This window comes from Clostridium sp. JNZ X4-2, from assembly GCF_054889485.1.
This window is the reverse complement of the sequence record NZ_CM142685.1, coordinates 3312841-3329816: the sequence shown is the minus strand read 5'-3', so window position 1 is coordinate 3329816 and position 16976 is coordinate 3312841. Positions and strand designations below refer to the sequence as shown.

Here is a 16976-nt window from a genome sequence, read left to right as displayed (position 1 = left end):
TGAATAAATGAGTATTTTCGAATTAATTTATAAAGTTAAAGATATAATGACAGATGGATTTATAAAAGTAAATAAAAATGAAACTATAAAAGGTGCTTTAAATAAGATGATAGGATTTTATAGAGATGAAGTCATAATAGTAGATGATGACGGAAAAATGATTGGTATATTTACCATGAAAGATGCGGCTGAAATTAAAAATAAGAAAATATCATTAGAAGATTCCATAATGAAATATGCTGTCAAAAATGTACTCACTATAGATTGTGAATCATCTGCCAGATTTGCCAGGGATCTGATGATTAAAAGACATATCGGGCGATTGCCGGTTATAGAAAATGGTGAGATTAAGGGGATTATAACCAATAACAACTTTAGGGATACATTTTATTTGAAAATGGATGAATTATTTAAACTTCAAAATGACATATTTGACAATTTACATGAAGGAGTATGCATGTGCAATGAAAGAGGAATAGTGAAGTATTGGAATAAAGCTTCTGAGAGAGTATATGGTGTTAAGGTGAAGGACATATTAAATAAATATATAAAGGATTTTTTCCCTAATGCTATGATTTTACAAGTGCTGAAAACAGAAAAGAGAATTGACAATGTATTTCATGAACCCGTAAGGGGAAAGTTTGTTGTATTAAGTGCTTTTCCCATATACAATTCAAAAAAAGAACTGATAGCAGTGGTATCTACAGACAGGGATATGACAGATGCAGTAAATTTGACAAAACAGTTGGAAGATGAAAGGAAAAAAGTAGAATTTTTGGAGTCCGCCTATAAAAGTGAACTTTCTTCCAAGTATAATTTTTCATCAATAATAGGTAAAAATAAAAAGATAATAGATGCAATTTCCATTGCCCAGAAGGTGGCTCCTACCTCTACTAGTGTTCTAATTACAGGGAAAAGCGGAACTGGAAAAGAGGTATTTGCAAAGGCAATACATAGAGCTAGTAAAAGGATAGGCAATTTTGTGGCCATAAATTGCAGTGCTATACCTGTAAATTTATTTGAAAGTGAATTATTCGGTTATGTAGAAGGGGCTTTTACGGGAGCAATAAGAAAAGGTAAAATAGGCAAGTTTGAGCTTGCCAATAAGGGGACTTTATTTTTGGATGAAATCGGCGATATGCCCATGGAAATGCAGGCAAAATTATTGAGGGTGCTGCAAGATGGCGTTATATCAAGATTGGGAAGTGAAAAGCCTATTGTTACAGATACTAGAATAATTTCTGCTACTAATAAGAACTTGACTGAATTAATAGCAGAAAATAAATTTAGAGAAGATTTGTTTTATAGATTGGCAGTAGTGCAGATAAAGCTGCCGCCGCTAAGAGACAGGAAGGAGGACGTGAAAGATTTAGCCAATTTATTTTTTAGGCAGGTATCAAAAGAAGAAGGTATAGAAATAAATAATATTGATGAGAGAATATATAAGCAGTTAATTGATTATAAATGGGATGGAAACATCAGGGAGCTGAAGAATGTTGTTCAGAGGATGGTGGTATTATCCAACGACGGCAGGATAACTATAGAATCAATACCCGAGTATATAAGAAGTGAAAATGTGAAAGATTATAATTATAGTGATGAAAATGAGTATGATCTTGAAAAAATAATAGAAAATGCAGAGCGAAAAACTATAAAGAGTGTAATGAAAATGGTAAATGGGAATAAAAACCGGGCGGCAAAAATATTGAATATAAAAAGGAGTACTCTTTATTATAAGTTAAACAAATTCAAATTGTAATGTCAATAATTTAACATGTATGTCAGTTTATTGACAAAATAAAAAAATCCTATTTGTGTGGTGTTTAAATGCTTTTTAGAAATTAATACCTTTATATAATAAAAAAGTGTCAAAAAATAAAACAATAATCTATAATTATAGACACTATAACAAAAGCTTATAACCTTTAAAGCTAGCATTAGTATGCATTATAGTCAAATATAATATTATAGATCAAATTGGCATGAAGTATGCTTTAAATAGCTATAGGCAGAGGATGTTAGCCTAAATACTTAGGAGGGATAATATGGAACAGGTTTACAGTTTTCCCCTTAAAATGCATGTAGGAGGTCCTGATGTACCTATTGTAAAAGAAAATCAGGACATAAAAAGGGGAGAATGTATAGCAGAGCCAAAGGGACTTGGAGCTAAAATACACAGCAGCGTTTCAGGAAAAGTAATCAAAATAACTGATTCAGAAATTGTAATCAGGCCAGATGATAAACAATCAGAAGAGTATGTAAAAATTAAAAAATGCAGCAGTATAGCAGAATCAGTATTTGAGGCAGGAGTTGTGGGTGCTGGAGGAGCAGGTTTTCCAACCCATATAAAATTAAAAACCAAACTTCCAAATGGATATATAATTGCTAATTGTGTAGAGTGTGAACCAGTACTTCATCACAATATAAAAAGAATAGAAGAAAAGCCTGAAGAAATAATAAAGGGCATAAAATATGCCATGAGTTCTACTGGTGCAAAAAAAGCGTATATAGCAATTAAATCCAAACATTTAAAGGCTGTAAGGGTTTTAAAAGATTATCTAAAAAATGATACTTCTATAGAAGTGAAGGAATTACCAGATATGTATCCTATGGGAGAAGAAAGAGCTATTATTCATGCAATATTTGATAAATGGCTTGAACCTACTCAGCTGCCGGCAGATGCAGATTGTGTAGTCCTAAATGCTGAAACGCTTTTCAATATAACTATGGCAGTAGATTATGGAAAACCAGTAATAGATAAAGATATAACAATTGTGGGAAAATTGAAATCAGGAAAAGAACCAAATGTATTTTTTCAGGTACCTGTAGGAACTACTATAAAGAGCCTTATTGAAAAATGCGGCGGTATAGATGGTGAATATGGTGAATTGATAATAGGAGGACCGTATACCGGTACTTCACAGGATATTGACACTGCAATAGTGACAAAAATTTCAGGGGGAGCAATTGTTACAATACCGTTTCCTGAATATAAGGGACCTATAGGACTGTTGGTATGTGCCTGTGGAGCGAATGAAGCAAGACTTAGAGATGTGGCTTCTAAAATGCATTCCCAGGTAGCTGGCGTAACCAAATGCAAAAATGTAGAGGAAATTAAGGGAAGCAACAAATGCAAGACACCGGGACATTGTCCAGGTCAGGCTCAGGCAATTATGTACCTGAAGAAACAAGGTGCAAAGAGAGTACTTATATCCAACTGCAGTGATTGTTCAAATACGGTAATGTGTTGTGCGCCTAAAATGGGACTGCCAGTATATCATCATACGGATCATGTATTTAGAACAGTAGACTATCCGTTAACAAGAAGACTTCCAATGGAACAGGAATCTTAAAATATAAAAATTGAGGAGGATGATTTAATATGTCAATGAGTGCTGAACATGCAGAACAAGTAAAAGATGAAGTAGCTGTTGTATGCTGCAGAACAGAAGAAGGAACTATTATTGCAGCTGAAAATCTGGAGGATCCGGATATATTCCCTGACATGGTGGATTCAGGATTGCTGACTATACCTGATAATTGTCTGAAAGTAAAAGAAGCAATAGGGGCAAAACTTACTAAAACCATAGATTCCCTTACTCCGCTTACTCCTGATATTTTAGAGGGGATTAAAATTGCAGAAGCTGAAAAGGATGTCAAGGAAGAAACTAAAGAGGATTTAACGGAAGCTAAAGCTCCTCAGATAGATAATATTGTAAGCGAAGGCAAAGCATCCGTATCAGTGGTTGGTGGAACTTTGAAGATACAAATTGAAGAAGGCAGGGGAATAGATATTGAACTTCCTTTTTATATAGGTCAATAGCTGTATAAAGAGGGTTTGAATATAAATTAAGTCTTGAAAAGTTCAATAGAAAATTGAGGATCAAAGAACCTTGAAAAACGAATAAGGAGGTATTATGAATGAATGCTGAAGGAGAAAAAAAGGCAGTTTTGAAGTACAACAAAAAGGCAGGAGACATTATAGGAGCTGCTGATTTGGAAAATCCGATGAATTTTGAAAAACTTGAAGATTCGCTGCTGATTAAATTGGATGAAAATGTGCTTTCAAGAGAAGAAGTCATCGGGAAAAAGCTTAAAGCTGATACATCAGCTTTGACAGCTGTAACTGGAGATATATTGGAAGGTTATACTGAAAAAGATAAAGTTGGTAAGTCAAGTAGTGTTTCCAGCGGAGTTCTTAAAATTAAAATTGCCGAAGGCAGGGGAATTAATATAGAGTTGCCGTTGGGAGGATTAAATTCAGTATCTTCAAATGGAGTATCAGTACCGGCAGCAAGGCCCATGTCTGGTGTGGAAAACAAAAGTGAAAAAGAAGCTTCAGTAGAAGAAAAGGTAATGAGAACACTTACGAGAAAACATTATAAGATTGACAAGGTAGAATTGGGACCAGAAACAAAAATAGAAGGAACAACTCTTTATATAAGAGAAGCCGTATGTAAAGATGCTGTAGCAGAAAGCAAATTAGTTAAGGATATGAAGATTGACATAATAACACCTGACAAATATCACACTTACAGTGAGACTATAATGGATGTACAGCCAATTGCTACAAAAGAGGGAGAATCTAAACTTGGAACAGGAGTTACCAGGGTATTGGATGGCGTTGTAATGATGCTCACAGGCACTGATGAAAATGGAGTTCAAATTGGAGAATTCGGTTCTTCAGAAGGATACTTAGATGAAAATATTCAATGGGGAAGACCAAGCTGCCCTGACAAGGGAGAAATATTTATTAAAACCCAGATGACTATTCAAGCTAAGACAAATATGGAGAGAAGGGGACCTCTAGCTGCTCATAAGGCTACAGATGTATTAACACAGGAAATAAGAGAAGCACTTAAAAAGGTTGATGATGAATCTTTAGTAGTAAATGTAGAAGAATTTAAACATGTTAGAAGACCTGGTAAGAAAAAGGTTGTAATAGTAAAGGAGATAATGGGTCAGGGTGCCATGCATGATAATTTGATATTGCCGGTAGAGCCTATAGGATTCCTTGGTGGAAAGCCCAATGTTGACTTAGGGAATGTGCCTATAATGTTGTCACCACTTGAAGTAGCTGATGGAGGAATTCATGCATTGACTTGTATAGGACCTGCATCAAAAGAGTGTTCAAGGCATTATTGGAGAGAGCCTCTAGTGCATCAGGTTTTGAAAGATGAAGAGTTGGATCTCTGTGGAGTATTATTTGTGGGAAGTCCTCAGATAAATAGTGAAAAATTTTATGTATCAGAGAGAATGGGAATGATTGTAGAGGCACTAGATGTAGATGGAGCTTTTGTGACAACAGAAGGTTTTGGAAATAACCATATTGATTTTGCCAGCCACGTGGAACAAATAGGCATGAGGGAAATACCATGTGTAGCTTTCTCGTTTTGTGCAGTTCAGGGAGCACTGGTTGTTGGAAACAAATACATGAATTATATGGTAGACAACAATAAATCAGAAGCAGGAATAGAAAATGAAGTACTTGGTTGTAATACACTTTGCCCTGAAGATGCAGTCAGGGGTGTCAATATGTTAAAAGCAGCCATGGCAGGGGAAGAAGTAAAAAAGGCAGAAAGAAAATACAATAGAAATGTACTTGAAAACAATTTAGATCTCATAGAAGAAACTACTGGTGAAAAGATAGAAAGAGCTAAGAATGAACAATCACTTCCAATGAGCAAGAAGAGAAAAGAGAAATATTCTTAAAATAAAGAGGGTAAATTAGATGAAATTAAAATACGGTGACAAAATCATCGAAATGCAGGGAATAATCGTTCAGGTTGAAGATGGTGCCGTTGGAATAGATCTCAAGGGAAGGTTGGGATATTTGAAAATACCTCTAAGGATGCTGATAACAGACTACCCATTAGAGCTGGGGCAGGAAGTTGGGTTTAGAATGAGTTTTCCCGAAGTGCTTTCATCCCAAGCTAATGAAAAATATGTAAGTAATATTGATAAAAAGAAAGGAAGGTAATCTATAATGGATTTAACGGTTGTTAAAGGGTTGCAATCAGAAATATATGTGCCCATAACTCCTCCTCCAGTATGGGCTCCGGTAACAAAAGAACTTAAAGATATGAAAATTGCCATTGCTTCGGCAGCAGGAGTACACTTAAAGACAGATAAAAGATTTAATTTGGCAGGAGACTTTACATTTAGAAGAGTACCTGGAGATACCAATACTGATGATCTTATGGTATCACATGGGGGATATGACAATGGAGATGTAAACAAAGATGTAAACTGCATGTTTCCATTGGACAGATTGAGGGAATTGGCAGAAGAAGGTTTCATTGGTTCGGTAGCACCAACTCATATAGGATTCATGGGTGGCGGCGGAAACCAACAGAAATTCAGAGAGGAAACTGGTCCGGCTATAGCTAAAATATTAAAAGATGAAAACGTAGATGCAGTTATAATGACTGCTGGATGAGGAACCTGCCACCGCTCTGCAGTATTGGTGCAGAGAGCAATAGAACAAATAGGCATACCTACTATAATTATAGCAGCATTGCCTCCTGTAGTTAAACAAACAGGTACTCCAAGGGCAGTCGCTCCAAGAGTTCCAATGGGTGCCAACGCAGGTGAACCTCATAATGTGGAGATGCAGACAGGAATAGTAAAGGATGCACTTACACAACTTACTAAAATTACTACTCCAGGGACAATAGTACCACTTCCTTATGAGTATGTAGCAAAGGTTTGATGATTTTTAGGTGTAAGCCGTACAATAAAGCTTGTTATTAAATAGAATGTTTATAGCAATTACAGACTGAGAGGTTTGTAATTGCTATAAAACAATTTAAAATAGGGTGAGGTATATGGACAAAGAAAGGGAAATGAGAAGGCTTGTTATAAAAACCTTTTTTATAAATAAGGCAGAGTTTTCTGACAAGACATATATAGAAGATGAAACCTTATATATAAATAATGATATAGTGAAAAATATAGATATGAAAAAAGATATTATAAAAGAGATAAAAGTGAATATCATTAAACCTGATTGCCATGACGTATTCGTAAATTCCATAATGGATTTTTCACCTATAGCTGTTAAAGTGCTAGGCAGACTTGGAGAAGGTATAACTCATGTCCTAACAGGTGTATATGTAATGCTTACCGGTGTAGATGAAGATGGAATTCAAGTTGCGGAATTTGGTTCTTCCCAAGGAATACTTGAGAATCAAGTAGTATTTGGAAAGGCAGGAACACCTGATAAAAATGATATTATTGTAAATGTAAATGTCATATTAAGATCTAAAAAAGGCAGCAGCAGATCAGGACCCATGGCAGCTCATGAGGCCTGTGACAAAATAATTCAGGAAATAAGAGAGTATTTGAAAAAAATGCATGGTGAAGACTGCAATGAGAAACATGAATATTTTGATAAAATAAGACCTGGTAAAAAGAAGGTTGTTGTAATAAAACAAGTAGCAGGTCAGGGAGCCATGTACGATACAGGAATTCTTGGTAAAAATCCAGGTGGATTCATAGGATGCAGATCCATAATAGATATGGGAAATATACCTATAATATTAAGCCCCAATGAATACAGAGATGGTGCTTTAAGAGCCATGAATTAGAGGTGATAAAAATGGGAATTGGGCCGTCTACAAAAGAAACTACATTACACCACTTCAGAGATCCTCTTTTGGATGTGGTGTCAAATGATAATGATGTGGATATTCTAGGAGTTATTGTTGCAGGGACACCCCAGGAAAATCAAGATAAGGTTTTTGTTGCCCAAAGAATAGCAGCCTGGGTGGAAGCCATGAGGGCGGATGGAGCCATAGTATCCATTGATGGATGGGGAAACAGCAATATAGATTTTGCTACGGCTATAGAAGAAATAGGCAAAAGGAATATACCTGTGGTAGGAATGAGTTTTGTTGGAACTCAAGCTCAATTTGTAGTTACCAATGAATATATGGATACCATAGTGGATTTTAACAAGTCATCAGAAGGTATTGAGACTGAAGTAGTAGGAGAAAATAATGTAACAGAATTGGATGCTAAAAAAGCATTAGCTTTTTTAAAATTAAAAATGAGAAATAAGGAGGAATAATTATGAATATTGAAAGAACCATATTTGCCATAGACTCACATACAATGGGCGAACCTACAAGAGTAGTTGTTGGTGGAGTACCTAATATTCCAGGAAATACAATGCCAGAAAAAAAGGCCTATCTTGAAGAGCACTTGGATTATTTAAGGACAGCTATAATGCTTGAACCAAGAGGACATAATGATATGTTTGGTTCTATATTGACACAGCCAACTACAGATAAAGCTGACATAGGAATAATATTTATGGATGGCGGCGGGTATTTGAATATGTGCGGACATGGATCCATAGGAGCATCCACAGTGGCAGTGGAGACAGGAATTGTAAAAGCTGTAGAACCAGTTACAAAACTTACTTTAGAAGCTCCAGCAGGACTTATACAGGCTTCTGTAAAAGTGAAAAATGGAAGTGCCGAAGAAGTCTCAATAACCAATGTACCAGCATTTTTATATAAAAAGGATGTAGAAGTAGAAGTACCTGATATAGGAAAAGTTGTAATGGATATATCATTTGGAGGAAGTTTCTTTGCTATAGTCAGGGCTGAAAACCTGGGGATAGGAATAGAAACCAAGAATGCACAAAGATTAATAGAAATAGGCATGAAAGTAATAAAAGCAGTAAATGAACAGGTGGAAATACAGCATCCAACTCTTTCTCATATAAAGACGGTGGATTTATGTGAAATCTGGGGACCAGCAAAAAGCAAAGATGCCACTTATCAAAATGCAGTTATATTTGGACAAGGACAGTTGGATAGATCTCCCTGTGGTACAGGTACCAGCGCTAAAATGGCTACTTTGTATGCAAGAGGTGAACTTAAAGTAAATGAGGATTTTGTGTATGAAAGTATAATAAATACAAAATTTAAGGGTAAGATATTGGGATTGACCAAAGTAGGGGATTATGATGCTGTTATTCCTCAGATAACGGGTTCAGCCTATATAACAGGGCATAATCAGTTCTTTATAGATCCTGATGATCCGGTGAAATATGGGTTTATCTTGAAGTAAATTAAAAAAATATCTATAATTATAAGAAAAATAGAGGGGGTCTTTCAGTGGTAAAAATAGTTTTTGGTATACTGCTTGTTTTAGTAATATACTTTGGATTTTTATTTTTTAAAGATTATGCAAAAGCGGTTAAGGAGAAAAAACTGGAAGAGGCAAATTTCTTTGCATTAGGTGGAGTTGGATTCATAGCAAATTTTTTTGATACTCTTGGGATAGGCAGTTTTGCAACCAGTACAGCATTGTTAAAGTTTTTCAATCTTACGAAAGACAGGACTTTACCCGGCACTCTGAATGTATCTTGTACTATTCCTGTAATCGTTGAGGCAATTATATTTATAACAGTTATAAAGGTGGAACCTTTAACATTGTTTGCCATGTTGATTTCGGCAACTGTAGGTGCGGTAATAGGTGCAGGAATAGTTTCCAAACTGAACGAGAGAAAGGTAGAATTGGGAATGGGCATTGCACTGATTGTAGTGGCATTTGTAATGCTGGCAGGTCAGTTAAATCTTATGCCGGTAGGTGGAACTGCAATAGGGCTTACAGGAGCAAAACTTGTAATTGCGGTAATAGCCAATTTAATATTGGGAGCTCTTATGACACTGGGAATAGGACTTTATGCACCATGTATGGCACTGGTATTTGCACTGGGAATGAGCCCTAAGGTGGCTTTCCCTATAATGATGGGCTCTTGTGCATTTTTGATGCCGGCTGCTTCAGCTAAATTTATAAAAGAAGATTCTTATGACAGAAAGGCCTCTATGGCTATAACTATATTTGGCATTATAGGTGTGCTGATAGCAGCATATATAGTTAAGACATTACCTTTAAATATTTTGAAATGGGTTGTAATTGCTGTTTTAGTCTATACATCTGTAGCTATGTTTAGATCTGCAGCAAAGCATAAAGCAAAAAGTGCAGAGGCATAAAATTTACGGTTAAAGGATTAACAAAATAATAAGATTATGCAAAATATCACGCCAATATTAGATGATATGCTAGTATTTATACGAATGCAAATCAGGGTGATGTTCCTATATGACCTCGCTCCCATATATGTGGGATACGAGGCCTTTCTTGATACATTGCAAGTTAAATATTGAATTTATGCAAATTAATATTAAGTGGACGGCATTGTAAACGAATAATTAATTAAGGAAAGGAATGGTGTTGGATGATTAAAATCTTGATGGCCTTACTTATTATTTGTGTGTTATATTTTTTAGTCGTATTTTTTAAAGATTATATTAGTAAGGTAAAAAACAAATCTCTCGATAATAGCAAGTTTTCAACCTTCGCAGCAAGCGGATTTGTAGTTAATTTTTTTGATACTTTGGGAATAGGCAGCTTTGCCATATTTACTGCTATATTGAAAAACTTTAAACTCACTGAAGACAGAACCATACCCGGTACATTAAACGTTTCATGTGCAATTCCTGTAATAGTAGAAGCTATGGTATTTATAAATGTGATTAAAGTGGAGCCTGTTACCTTAATATCCATGATTGTAGCTGCTACTCTTGGAGCTGTACTGGGAGCAGGATTTGTAGCCAGGTTAGATGAAAGAAAGATAGAAATAGGAATGGGTACTGCCCTTTTAGTGGTAGCTTTTATAATGTTTGCCGGACAGGTGAACATTATGCCTTCAGGAGGAAATTCAACAGGACTGACAGGTATAAGATTGATCATAGGTTTAATTGGAAATTTTATATTTGGAGCATTTATGACCCTTGGCATAGGAATTTATGCACCTTGCATGGCTTTAATATTTACTTTGGGAATGAGCCCTAAGATAGCATTTCCAGTGATGATGGGTTCTTGTGCTTTCTTGGAAGTGGCAGCTTCTGTGAAATTTGTAAAAACAGGGGCTTATGATGCAAGAGTGCCTTTGCCGGTTATCATATTTGGCTCAATAGGAGTTTTAATAGCTGCATATGTGGTTAAATCATTACCACTTTCCATATTAAAATGGGTAGTTATAGGGATTATAGTTTATACTTCCGTAATTATGTTTAAATCTGCAAAAAATAAGCTGAATAGGGGAAAAGACCCTATGGTTTAAAATATCAATTTATTCTGTTTCACACTTAGAATGATTTACACATATTATAAAATATAGCAAGCATTATTTGGAGTGAAATTATTGTTATATGCACTAATTCTTGCAGGAGGCAAAGGAACAAGGTTATTTCCATTATCCAGAGCTAAAAATCCAAAGCAATTCTTAAAAATTATAAATGATAAGAGCTTTTTACAAAATACTGTGGATAGAATTATACCTTTGGTGGATAAAAAAAATATATATGTAGTTACAAATGAAGAGTATATAGATAAGGTACAAGAAGAGCTTCCGGACATAAGTACAGAAAATATATTTGCAGAACCGGAAAACAAAGAAACCGCCACATGTATTGGATTTTCAGCGGTAAAATTATTAAAAAAAGATCCAGATGCTACCATGATAATTTTACCATCGGATCATTATATAGAAAATAAAAAAGTATTTTTAGATACTATTTCTCAGGCTGTACAGATTGCAGAAAAGAGAAGGGGCCTTGTTACTATGGGGATTAAACCTACTAGACCCGAAACTGGATATGGTTATATAGAAATGGGAGAAAGAATCAATTTAAACAGCTCTACTTTTAAAGTAGAGAGATTTTTGGAAAAACCGAATATAGAAGTAACTAAAGATCTAATATTGAAGGGCACATATCTTTGGAATAGTGGAATATTTGTATGGAGAGCAGATGTTTTTTTAAGGGAGATGCAAAAATATCTTCCTAAAATGTATAAGTGTATGCTATCTGTATATCAGTACTTGAATACAGAGCAAGAAGAAGAGATTATAAAGGAACAGTATAAGATTATAGATGGCATATCTGTAGATTTTGGAATAATGCAAAAAACAAGAAAGGCCTATGTGATTAAATGTGATTTTTTCTGGGATGATATAGGCACCTTTACTGCACTGGGAAGACTTTTTAAAAACTTTGATGGAAATAATGTAAAAGGAAATGCAGTATTGCAATCCAGTGAAAATTGTACTGTATTTGGGAACGACAAACTTATAATAATGTTTGGAGTCAAGGACTTAATTGTAATAGATTGCAAGGATGTGCTTTTGATTATGGATAAAAATAAAGATCAGGAATTGAAGTATTTAGTAGATATTTTAAAGAATAAAAACAATTTTAAAAAATATCTATGAATTATACAATAAGGATTTATTATTAAAAAACTGATAATAAATCCTTTATTTTATCACTGAAATAAAAGGTATTTTATATATTTACAGGTTCTCCTTCCCACTTATATTATTGATTGCTATTTTAATTACAGTTACACCATGCTGACTTTTGCGTATGTATTCTTTGCCATTTTCAATAAATTCGGGACTGTATTTTTTAACTAGCTGAATTAAGGCATCTTCTTTTTCTTTGTCATAAACCTTAGATGCCTTACCAAAGATTAGAACACTTTCATATTTTGAAGTAAATTCCCCTGGTACAATTTTTGAAGAAGATACTATATTAAAACAGACGGTATTGTTAATTGATATATTGTCTAATTTAGCTCCTTCGTTGGCACAATGAAAATATAAGCTATTATTATAATAAACATAATTTATTGGAACTGCATAAGGTTGATTGTTCTCATCACAAGTGGATAATATGCCATACTCTGATTTTTCAAGTATTATGGGAATCTTAGATTGGTCCATTATTCTATCTTTTCTTCTCATTCTTTTCATAATTCACCCCCTGAGTTAGTGATTTGATTAATCTTAATTTATGTTCCCGACTCATTTTTTTTATCATATATTCTCTATGCATGGCCTCTTTTTTTGAAATGAATTCTTCAAAGTAAACAAGCTTTATAGGGGTTCTGCCTCTAGTATATTTGGCACCCTTTCCATTATTGTGGGTTTCCAGTCTCTTTTCCAGATTATTGGTGTATCCTGTATAAAACGTTCCATCCCTGCATTTTAATATGTAGACATAATTCATTTTATAATCACTTTCATAAAATTATTTAGCAGATATATAAATATTGTTTTCAATGTAAAATCTCCAGGGATACTCAGCTGCCTCCTGAGCATAACTGATGCCTATTCGTTTTGCACTTCTTATATTAAAATCATTAATATGGTCTTTGGCAACATACAAGCTGCTGTTGCAGAGATCCACTTTATTTTCGGCTTTACCTATAGCCAGTGCATTACATAATTTGCCGGGACCATTAGCTAAATTTTTTATCTGGGCTTTATTTAAAGAACAAAATGATTTATTATATCTGTTTAAAGATATTTCATCCAGGTTTTCCAATGGTTCAAGAGCTCTTATTAAAACTGCCTCAGGTATGCCTTTTTTTTCAGTTACTATGTTAAAGCAATAATACATACCATATATCATATATACATATGAAAAACCAGGCTCGCCATACATGATTTCCGTGCGGTTAGTTCGTCTGCCGCCATAGGAATGGGCAGCCTTATCTGTAATGCCTTTGTAGGCTTCCGTTTCCACTATTCTTCCGGATAATCTTTTGCCATTTATTTCGTGAACCAGTATTTTACCAAGGAGATTTTGGGCAACTGACAGAGTATCTTTACTATAAAAATTCCGTTGTAATTTTTTCAAGATAACACAACCTTTTTTATATTATACAAGAAATATATAATAAATTATATACTAGGAAGTTATTTTGTCAAACTTTTATTTTTCAAGACTATCTCTCGAGACTTTCATAAATTTCTTTATAAGATATTAGATATAAAATTAATTTTAAAAAACTGTTATATAAAATATTCATATTTATGGTAAAATTAAATCATAACATTAGTAAAATATGATACAGGAGATTAAAAATTATGAAGATACTCTATTACGATTGCTTTTGTGGAATAAGTGGAGATATGAATATGGCAGCACTGCTGGATTTGGGAGTAGATGAGAAATATTTGATTTCGGAGCTGGCAAAATTAAATGTTGAAGATTACGATATACATATAAATAAGGATATGAAAGGTGGAATTTCCGGTACTAAAGTAGATGTGATTCTAGAAGAACAAGCTCATAAGAAAAATTATAATTGCCGTTTCAATAGAAATTTAAAGGATATAGAAAATATAATAAGTTGCAGCACTCTAAATTCAAAAGTTAAAAATATAAGTCTGGAAATTTTTAAAAAGGTGGCACAGGCTGAAGCCAAAGTGCACAATAAACCTTTGAATGAAATACATTTTCATGAAGTAGGAGCTGTGGATTCTATAGTTGATATTGTAGGGGCTGCTATATGTTTTGATTATTTGGGTGTAGACAAGGTGGAATCATCTAAGGTAGAAGTAGGCAGGGGATTTGTAAAATGCACTCATGGAATACTGCCGGTACCAGCACCTGCTACAGCGGAAATACTTCAAAATGTTCCTATAAAAGCTGAGGTGCCCTTTGAAGCCACTACTCCAACTGGTGCAGCAATATTATCTTATTTTTCTTCAAGATATACAGAAAATAAAAATTTTAAAATAAATAAAATAGGATATGGCATAGGACATAGGGATAATGAGGGTATTCCAAATGTATTGAGGGTTTTTTTGGGAGAGATTCTTCCAGAAGAAAAATATATTAAATACAAAAATTTTAATTGGAATAAAAATCATAGAGTTGAATATATATCAGTTAATGAGGAAAAACTAGACGAATATGATTTCAATGATAAAGACTATAAGGTGGAAGATATACAGGTTATAGAATGCAACATAGATGACATGAATCCTGAAATGTATCAGCCCATAATGGATATGTTACTGCAAAATGGAGCATCAGATGTATATTTGACCCCTATAATTATGAAAAAGGAAAGACCTGCAGTAAAACTGACTGTATTATATAAGTCAAAAGTAGAGGAAAGAATAAGGGATATTATCTTGACTCAAACTACTACATTGGGATTCAGAAAGTATAGAATGCAGAGAAATATATTAAATAGAAATTTTACAAAGGTGACTACCAAATATGGTGAGGTCAGTGTAAAAAATGCTTATTATAAAGGGAAAAAGATAAAAAGTAAAATTGAATATGAAGATTGCAAGAAACTTGCATTAAAAAATAGAATAGGTATTGGCGATGTGTATAGAGAAGCTATGGTTGAATTATTAAAGCAGTGAAGTTTTGAAATCTAAATTGCAGCTGTTTGAACTGAAGAATGTTGACGAATAGATGCTGGAAGCTATAATGCAATGATATATAAATAACATAATATTATTTGCTCATTTTTCTACTATATTATTGTTTATATCCTATGTATTGAAAAAAGAAATGGATGTTTTTAGGCATTGGTTTCTTATACTATTATTATTTAGGGGGAATGCCATATGAAGGTAACTGGAATATTGGAAAAGGCCGCTAAAGATGCATTGGTTAAAGCTGGAGTGGAGTTACTTGACAGAGATCCAGAGGAAAGTCTTGATAAGATATTTGCATTAATTAAAAAAACGGTAAAAAAAGATAAGGACAATCTGGCTAAGGTAGAAAGAGTTGAGAAATTATATAAAACGAATTCTGCCGTTCATGAACTTGCCATTAATGTTGTAACAAATTCAAACAAAAATTGTCTTGATAAATTTTTTACCAATTTTTTTGCAAATGCAGCCTGGTATGGAATACCGAAAAGGGAAAAATTCTTTCAGAATACGGGGATAAAAACTCCATTCACCATTCTTATGAGTCCGTCTATGAGATGTAATTTGAGATGCACTGGATGCTATGCTTCAAGTTACAGCAGAGAAGATGATATTCCAAAGGAAGAAGTAGATAGAATTATTGGGGAGGCTAGAGATCTTGGAATTTATTATTTTATAATTCTTGGAGGAGAGCCTTTTATTAATGACTACATGCTTGATATATATGAAAAATATAGTGACTGTATGTTTACTCCCTTCTCAAATGGCACCTTATTTAATGAAAAGTTAGCAGATAGGATAAAAAAACTTGGCAATGTAATTCCTATGTTTTCTCTGGAGGGATTTGAGAAAGAAACAGATGAAAGAAGGGGCAGGGGAATATTCAGGCAGGTTATGCATGCAATGGATCTCCTAAAGGATCGTGGAGTCCTGTTTGGAGTTTCTACAGCAACCAGCAGATATAACATAGATACAGTTACATCAGATGAATTTATAGATATGTTAATAGAAAAAGGAGCTAAAATGAGCTGGTATTTTATATTTATGCCCGTAGGCAAAGAACCTGATGTAGATTTGATGCTTACTCCAGAACAAAGAATACGCCTGGGAGAAAGAGTGAGAAAAATAAGAACTACAAAACCGTATTTTACAATTGACTTTTTCAATGATGCTCCTTACGTAGGTGGGTGTATTGCAGGAAAATTTTATTGCCATATAAATTCAGAGGAGGAAGTGGAACCTTGTATATTTGCCCATTTTGCAGTTGACAATTTAAAGGGTAAAAAAATTGTAGATGTATTTAAATCAAACTTTTTTAATGAGCTGAGACATAGACAGCCATACAATGATAATTTATTATTACCCTGCATGATGATTGACAATACGGAACAAATTAGGGAAATTGCAAAGAAAACAGGAGCAAGACCTACAGATGAAGGTGCGAGAAGGATGCTGGAAGATCCTGAATTTCAGAAAGAGCTAGATAAGTTGTCGAAGGATTTTAAACCTTATGCGGAAAAGGCATGGAAAAGGGATTTTAACTGTGAGGGCAATTACAAAATGTCTAAGGGTTAAATCTTTAAAACATCCGAAGAAAAATAAATTCTTTGGATGTTTTGATTTTTGGATTTGTAAATGGATATAAGGTGAAGTTGAAATATATGCTTTTATTTGTTAATATTAGTGTGAAATACATATAGTAAATTGCAAT

General features: G+C 34.0%; 17 protein-coding genes. 14 read left to right on the top strand and 3 right to left on the bottom strand.

The annotated features are described in order from the left end of the window. Positions 1–7: 7 nt before the first annotated feature. From prdR to ACYUJ6_RS15970, 12 genes are all read left to right on the top strand, one after another. Positions 8–1759 (top strand): sigma-54 dependent transcriptional regulator PrdR, encoded by a 1752-nt coding sequence (gene prdR / locus ACYUJ6_RS16025; protein ID WP_461843695.1) that lies wholly within the window; start codon positions 8–10, stop codon positions 1757–1759. A 286-nt stretch (positions 1760–2045) separates the two neighbouring features. Further along, on the top strand, positions 2046–3353 hold the full coding sequence (prdC, locus tag ACYUJ6_RS16020) for a proline reductase-associated electron transfer protein PrdC (protein ID WP_461843694.1): 1308 nt from the start codon (positions 2046–2048) through the stop codon (positions 3351–3353). A gap of 29 nt (positions 3354–3382) precedes the next feature. Then, positions 3383–3823 (top strand): sugar transporter, encoded by a 441-nt coding sequence (locus ACYUJ6_RS16015; protein ID WP_461843693.1) that lies wholly within the window; start codon positions 3383–3385, stop codon positions 3821–3823. A 98-nt stretch (positions 3824–3921) separates the two neighbouring features. Then, positions 3922–5712, top strand: coding sequence for a D-proline reductase (dithiol) proprotein PrdA (gene prdA, locus ACYUJ6_RS16010; protein ID WP_461843692.1), 1791 nt, complete (start codon positions 3922–3924; stop codon positions 5710–5712). A gap of 19 nt (positions 5713–5731) precedes the next feature. Next, positions 5732–5980, top strand: coding sequence for a CBO2463/CBO2479 domain-containing protein (locus ACYUJ6_RS16005; RefSeq protein ID WP_461843691.1), 249 nt, complete (start codon positions 5732–5734; stop codon positions 5978–5980). Positions 5981–5986: 6 nt separating this feature from the next. Next, positions 5987–6712 carry a D-proline reductase (dithiol) protein PrdB gene (gene prdB, locus ACYUJ6_RS16000; protein ID WP_461843690.1) on the top strand — a complete coding sequence of 242 codons (726 nt, stop codon included), beginning with the start codon at positions 5987–5989 and terminating at the stop codon, positions 6710–6712. Between the two features lie 115 nt (positions 6713–6827). Next, a complete protein-coding gene (gene prdD / locus ACYUJ6_RS15995) occupies positions 6828–7589 on the top strand; it encodes a proline reductase cluster protein PrdD (RefSeq protein WP_461843689.1) in 762 nt (253 codons plus the stop codon). Positions 7590–7600: 11 nt separating this feature from the next. Further along, positions 7601–8071, top strand: a complete 471-nt coding sequence (locus ACYUJ6_RS15990) for a glycine/sarcosine/betaine reductase component B subunit (RefSeq protein WP_461843688.1) — start codon at positions 7601–7603, stop codon at positions 8069–8071. A 2-nt stretch (positions 8072–8073) separates the two neighbouring features. Continuing rightward, entirely contained in the window at positions 8074–9081 is a 1008-nt protein-coding gene (locus tag ACYUJ6_RS15985; RefSeq protein WP_461843687.1) for a proline racemase, read from the top strand. A 47-nt stretch (positions 9082–9128) separates the two neighbouring features. Next, entirely contained in the window at positions 9129–10010 is an 882-nt protein-coding gene (locus tag ACYUJ6_RS15980; RefSeq protein ID WP_461843686.1) for a TSUP family transporter, read from the top strand. Positions 10011–10255: 245 nt separating this feature from the next. Continuing rightward, positions 10256–11143 (top strand): sulfite exporter TauE/SafE family protein, encoded by an 888-nt coding sequence (locus ACYUJ6_RS15975; RefSeq protein ID WP_461843685.1) that lies wholly within the window; start codon positions 10256–10258, stop codon positions 11141–11143. A gap of 81 nt (positions 11144–11224) precedes the next feature. After that, positions 11225–12292 (top strand): mannose-1-phosphate guanylyltransferase, encoded by a 1068-nt coding sequence (locus tag ACYUJ6_RS15970; protein WP_461843684.1) that lies wholly within the window; start codon positions 11225–11227, stop codon positions 12290–12292. A gap of 81 nt (positions 12293–12373) precedes the next feature. On the opposite strand, the gene ACYUJ6_RS15965 is transcribed toward ACYUJ6_RS15970, so the two are convergent. Genes ACYUJ6_RS15965 through ACYUJ6_RS15955 form a run of 3 tightly spaced genes read right to left on the bottom strand, consistent with a single transcriptional unit; the run spans position 12374 to position 13724 of the window. Then, positions 12374–12835: a pyridoxamine 5'-phosphate oxidase family protein gene (locus ACYUJ6_RS15965; protein WP_461843683.1), complete on the bottom strand. Its 462-nt coding sequence runs from the start codon at positions 12833–12835 to the stop codon at positions 12374–12376. Continuing rightward, complete coding sequence (locus ACYUJ6_RS15960) at positions 12810–13091, bottom strand: GIY-YIG nuclease family protein (protein ID WP_461843682.1); 282 nt, start codon at positions 13089–13091, stop codon at positions 12810–12812. Before ACYUJ6_RS15960 ends, ACYUJ6_RS15965 begins: the two co-directional genes overlap by 26 nt. Positions 13092–13112: 21 nt before the next feature. Beyond that, positions 13113–13724 (bottom strand): DNA-3-methyladenine glycosylase, encoded by a 612-nt coding sequence (locus tag ACYUJ6_RS15955; protein ID WP_461843681.1) that lies wholly within the window; start codon positions 13722–13724, stop codon positions 13113–13115. Positions 13725–13954: 230 nt separating this feature from the next. Here ACYUJ6_RS15955 and larC point away from each other — a divergent pair, with 230 nt between their 5' ends. After that, entirely contained in the window at positions 13955–15250 is a 1296-nt protein-coding gene (gene larC / locus ACYUJ6_RS15950) for a nickel pincer cofactor biosynthesis protein LarC (protein WP_461843680.1), read from the top strand. A gap of 207 nt (positions 15251–15457) precedes the next feature. Then, positions 15458–16840, top strand: coding sequence for a radical SAM protein (locus ACYUJ6_RS15945; protein WP_461843679.1), 1383 nt, complete (start codon positions 15458–15460; stop codon positions 16838–16840). Positions 16841–16976 lie beyond the last annotated feature (136 nt).

What these genes read in the sequence shown, in the direction of transcription:
- prdR (WP_461843695.1), top strand. Translation starts at nt 8, where the DNA reads ATGAGTATTTTCGAATTAATTTATAAAGTTAAAGATATAATGACAGAT.
- prdC (WP_461843694.1), top strand. Translation starts at nt 2,046, where the DNA reads ATGGAACAGGTTTACAGTTTTCCCCTTAAAATGCATGTAGGAGGTCCT.
- ACYUJ6_RS16015 (WP_461843693.1), top strand. Translation starts at nt 3,383, where the DNA reads ATGTCAATGAGTGCTGAACATGCAGAACAAGTAAAAGATGAAGTAGCT.
- prdA (WP_461843692.1), top strand. Translation starts at nt 3,922, where the DNA reads ATGAATGCTGAAGGAGAAAAAAAGGCAGTTTTGAAGTACAACAAAAAG.
- ACYUJ6_RS16005 (WP_461843691.1), top strand. Translation starts at nt 5,732, where the DNA reads ATGAAATTAAAATACGGTGACAAAATCATCGAAATGCAGGGAATAATC.
- prdD (WP_461843689.1), top strand. Translation starts at nt 6,828, where the DNA reads ATGGACAAAGAAAGGGAAATGAGAAGGCTTGTTATAAAAACCTTTTTT.
- ACYUJ6_RS15990 (WP_461843688.1), top strand. Translation starts at nt 7,601, where the DNA reads ATGGGAATTGGGCCGTCTACAAAAGAAACTACATTACACCACTTCAGA.
- ACYUJ6_RS15985 (WP_461843687.1), top strand. Translation starts at nt 8,074, where the DNA reads ATGAATATTGAAAGAACCATATTTGCCATAGACTCACATACAATGGGC.
- ACYUJ6_RS15975 (WP_461843685.1), top strand. Translation starts at nt 10,256, where the DNA reads ATGATTAAAATCTTGATGGCCTTACTTATTATTTGTGTGTTATATTTT.
- ACYUJ6_RS15965 (WP_461843683.1), bottom strand. Translation starts at nt 12,835, where the DNA reads ATGAAAAGAATGAGAAGAAAAGATAGAATAATGGACCAATCTAAGATT.
- ACYUJ6_RS15960 (WP_461843682.1), bottom strand. Translation starts at nt 13,091, where the DNA reads ATGAATTATGTCTACATATTAAAATGCAGGGATGGAACGTTTTATACA.
- larC (WP_461843680.1), top strand. Translation starts at nt 13,955, where the DNA reads ATGAAGATACTCTATTACGATTGCTTTTGTGGAATAAGTGGAGATATG.
- ACYUJ6_RS15945 (WP_461843679.1), top strand. Translation starts at nt 15,458, where the DNA reads ATGAAGGTAACTGGAATATTGGAAAAGGCCGCTAAAGATGCATTGGTT.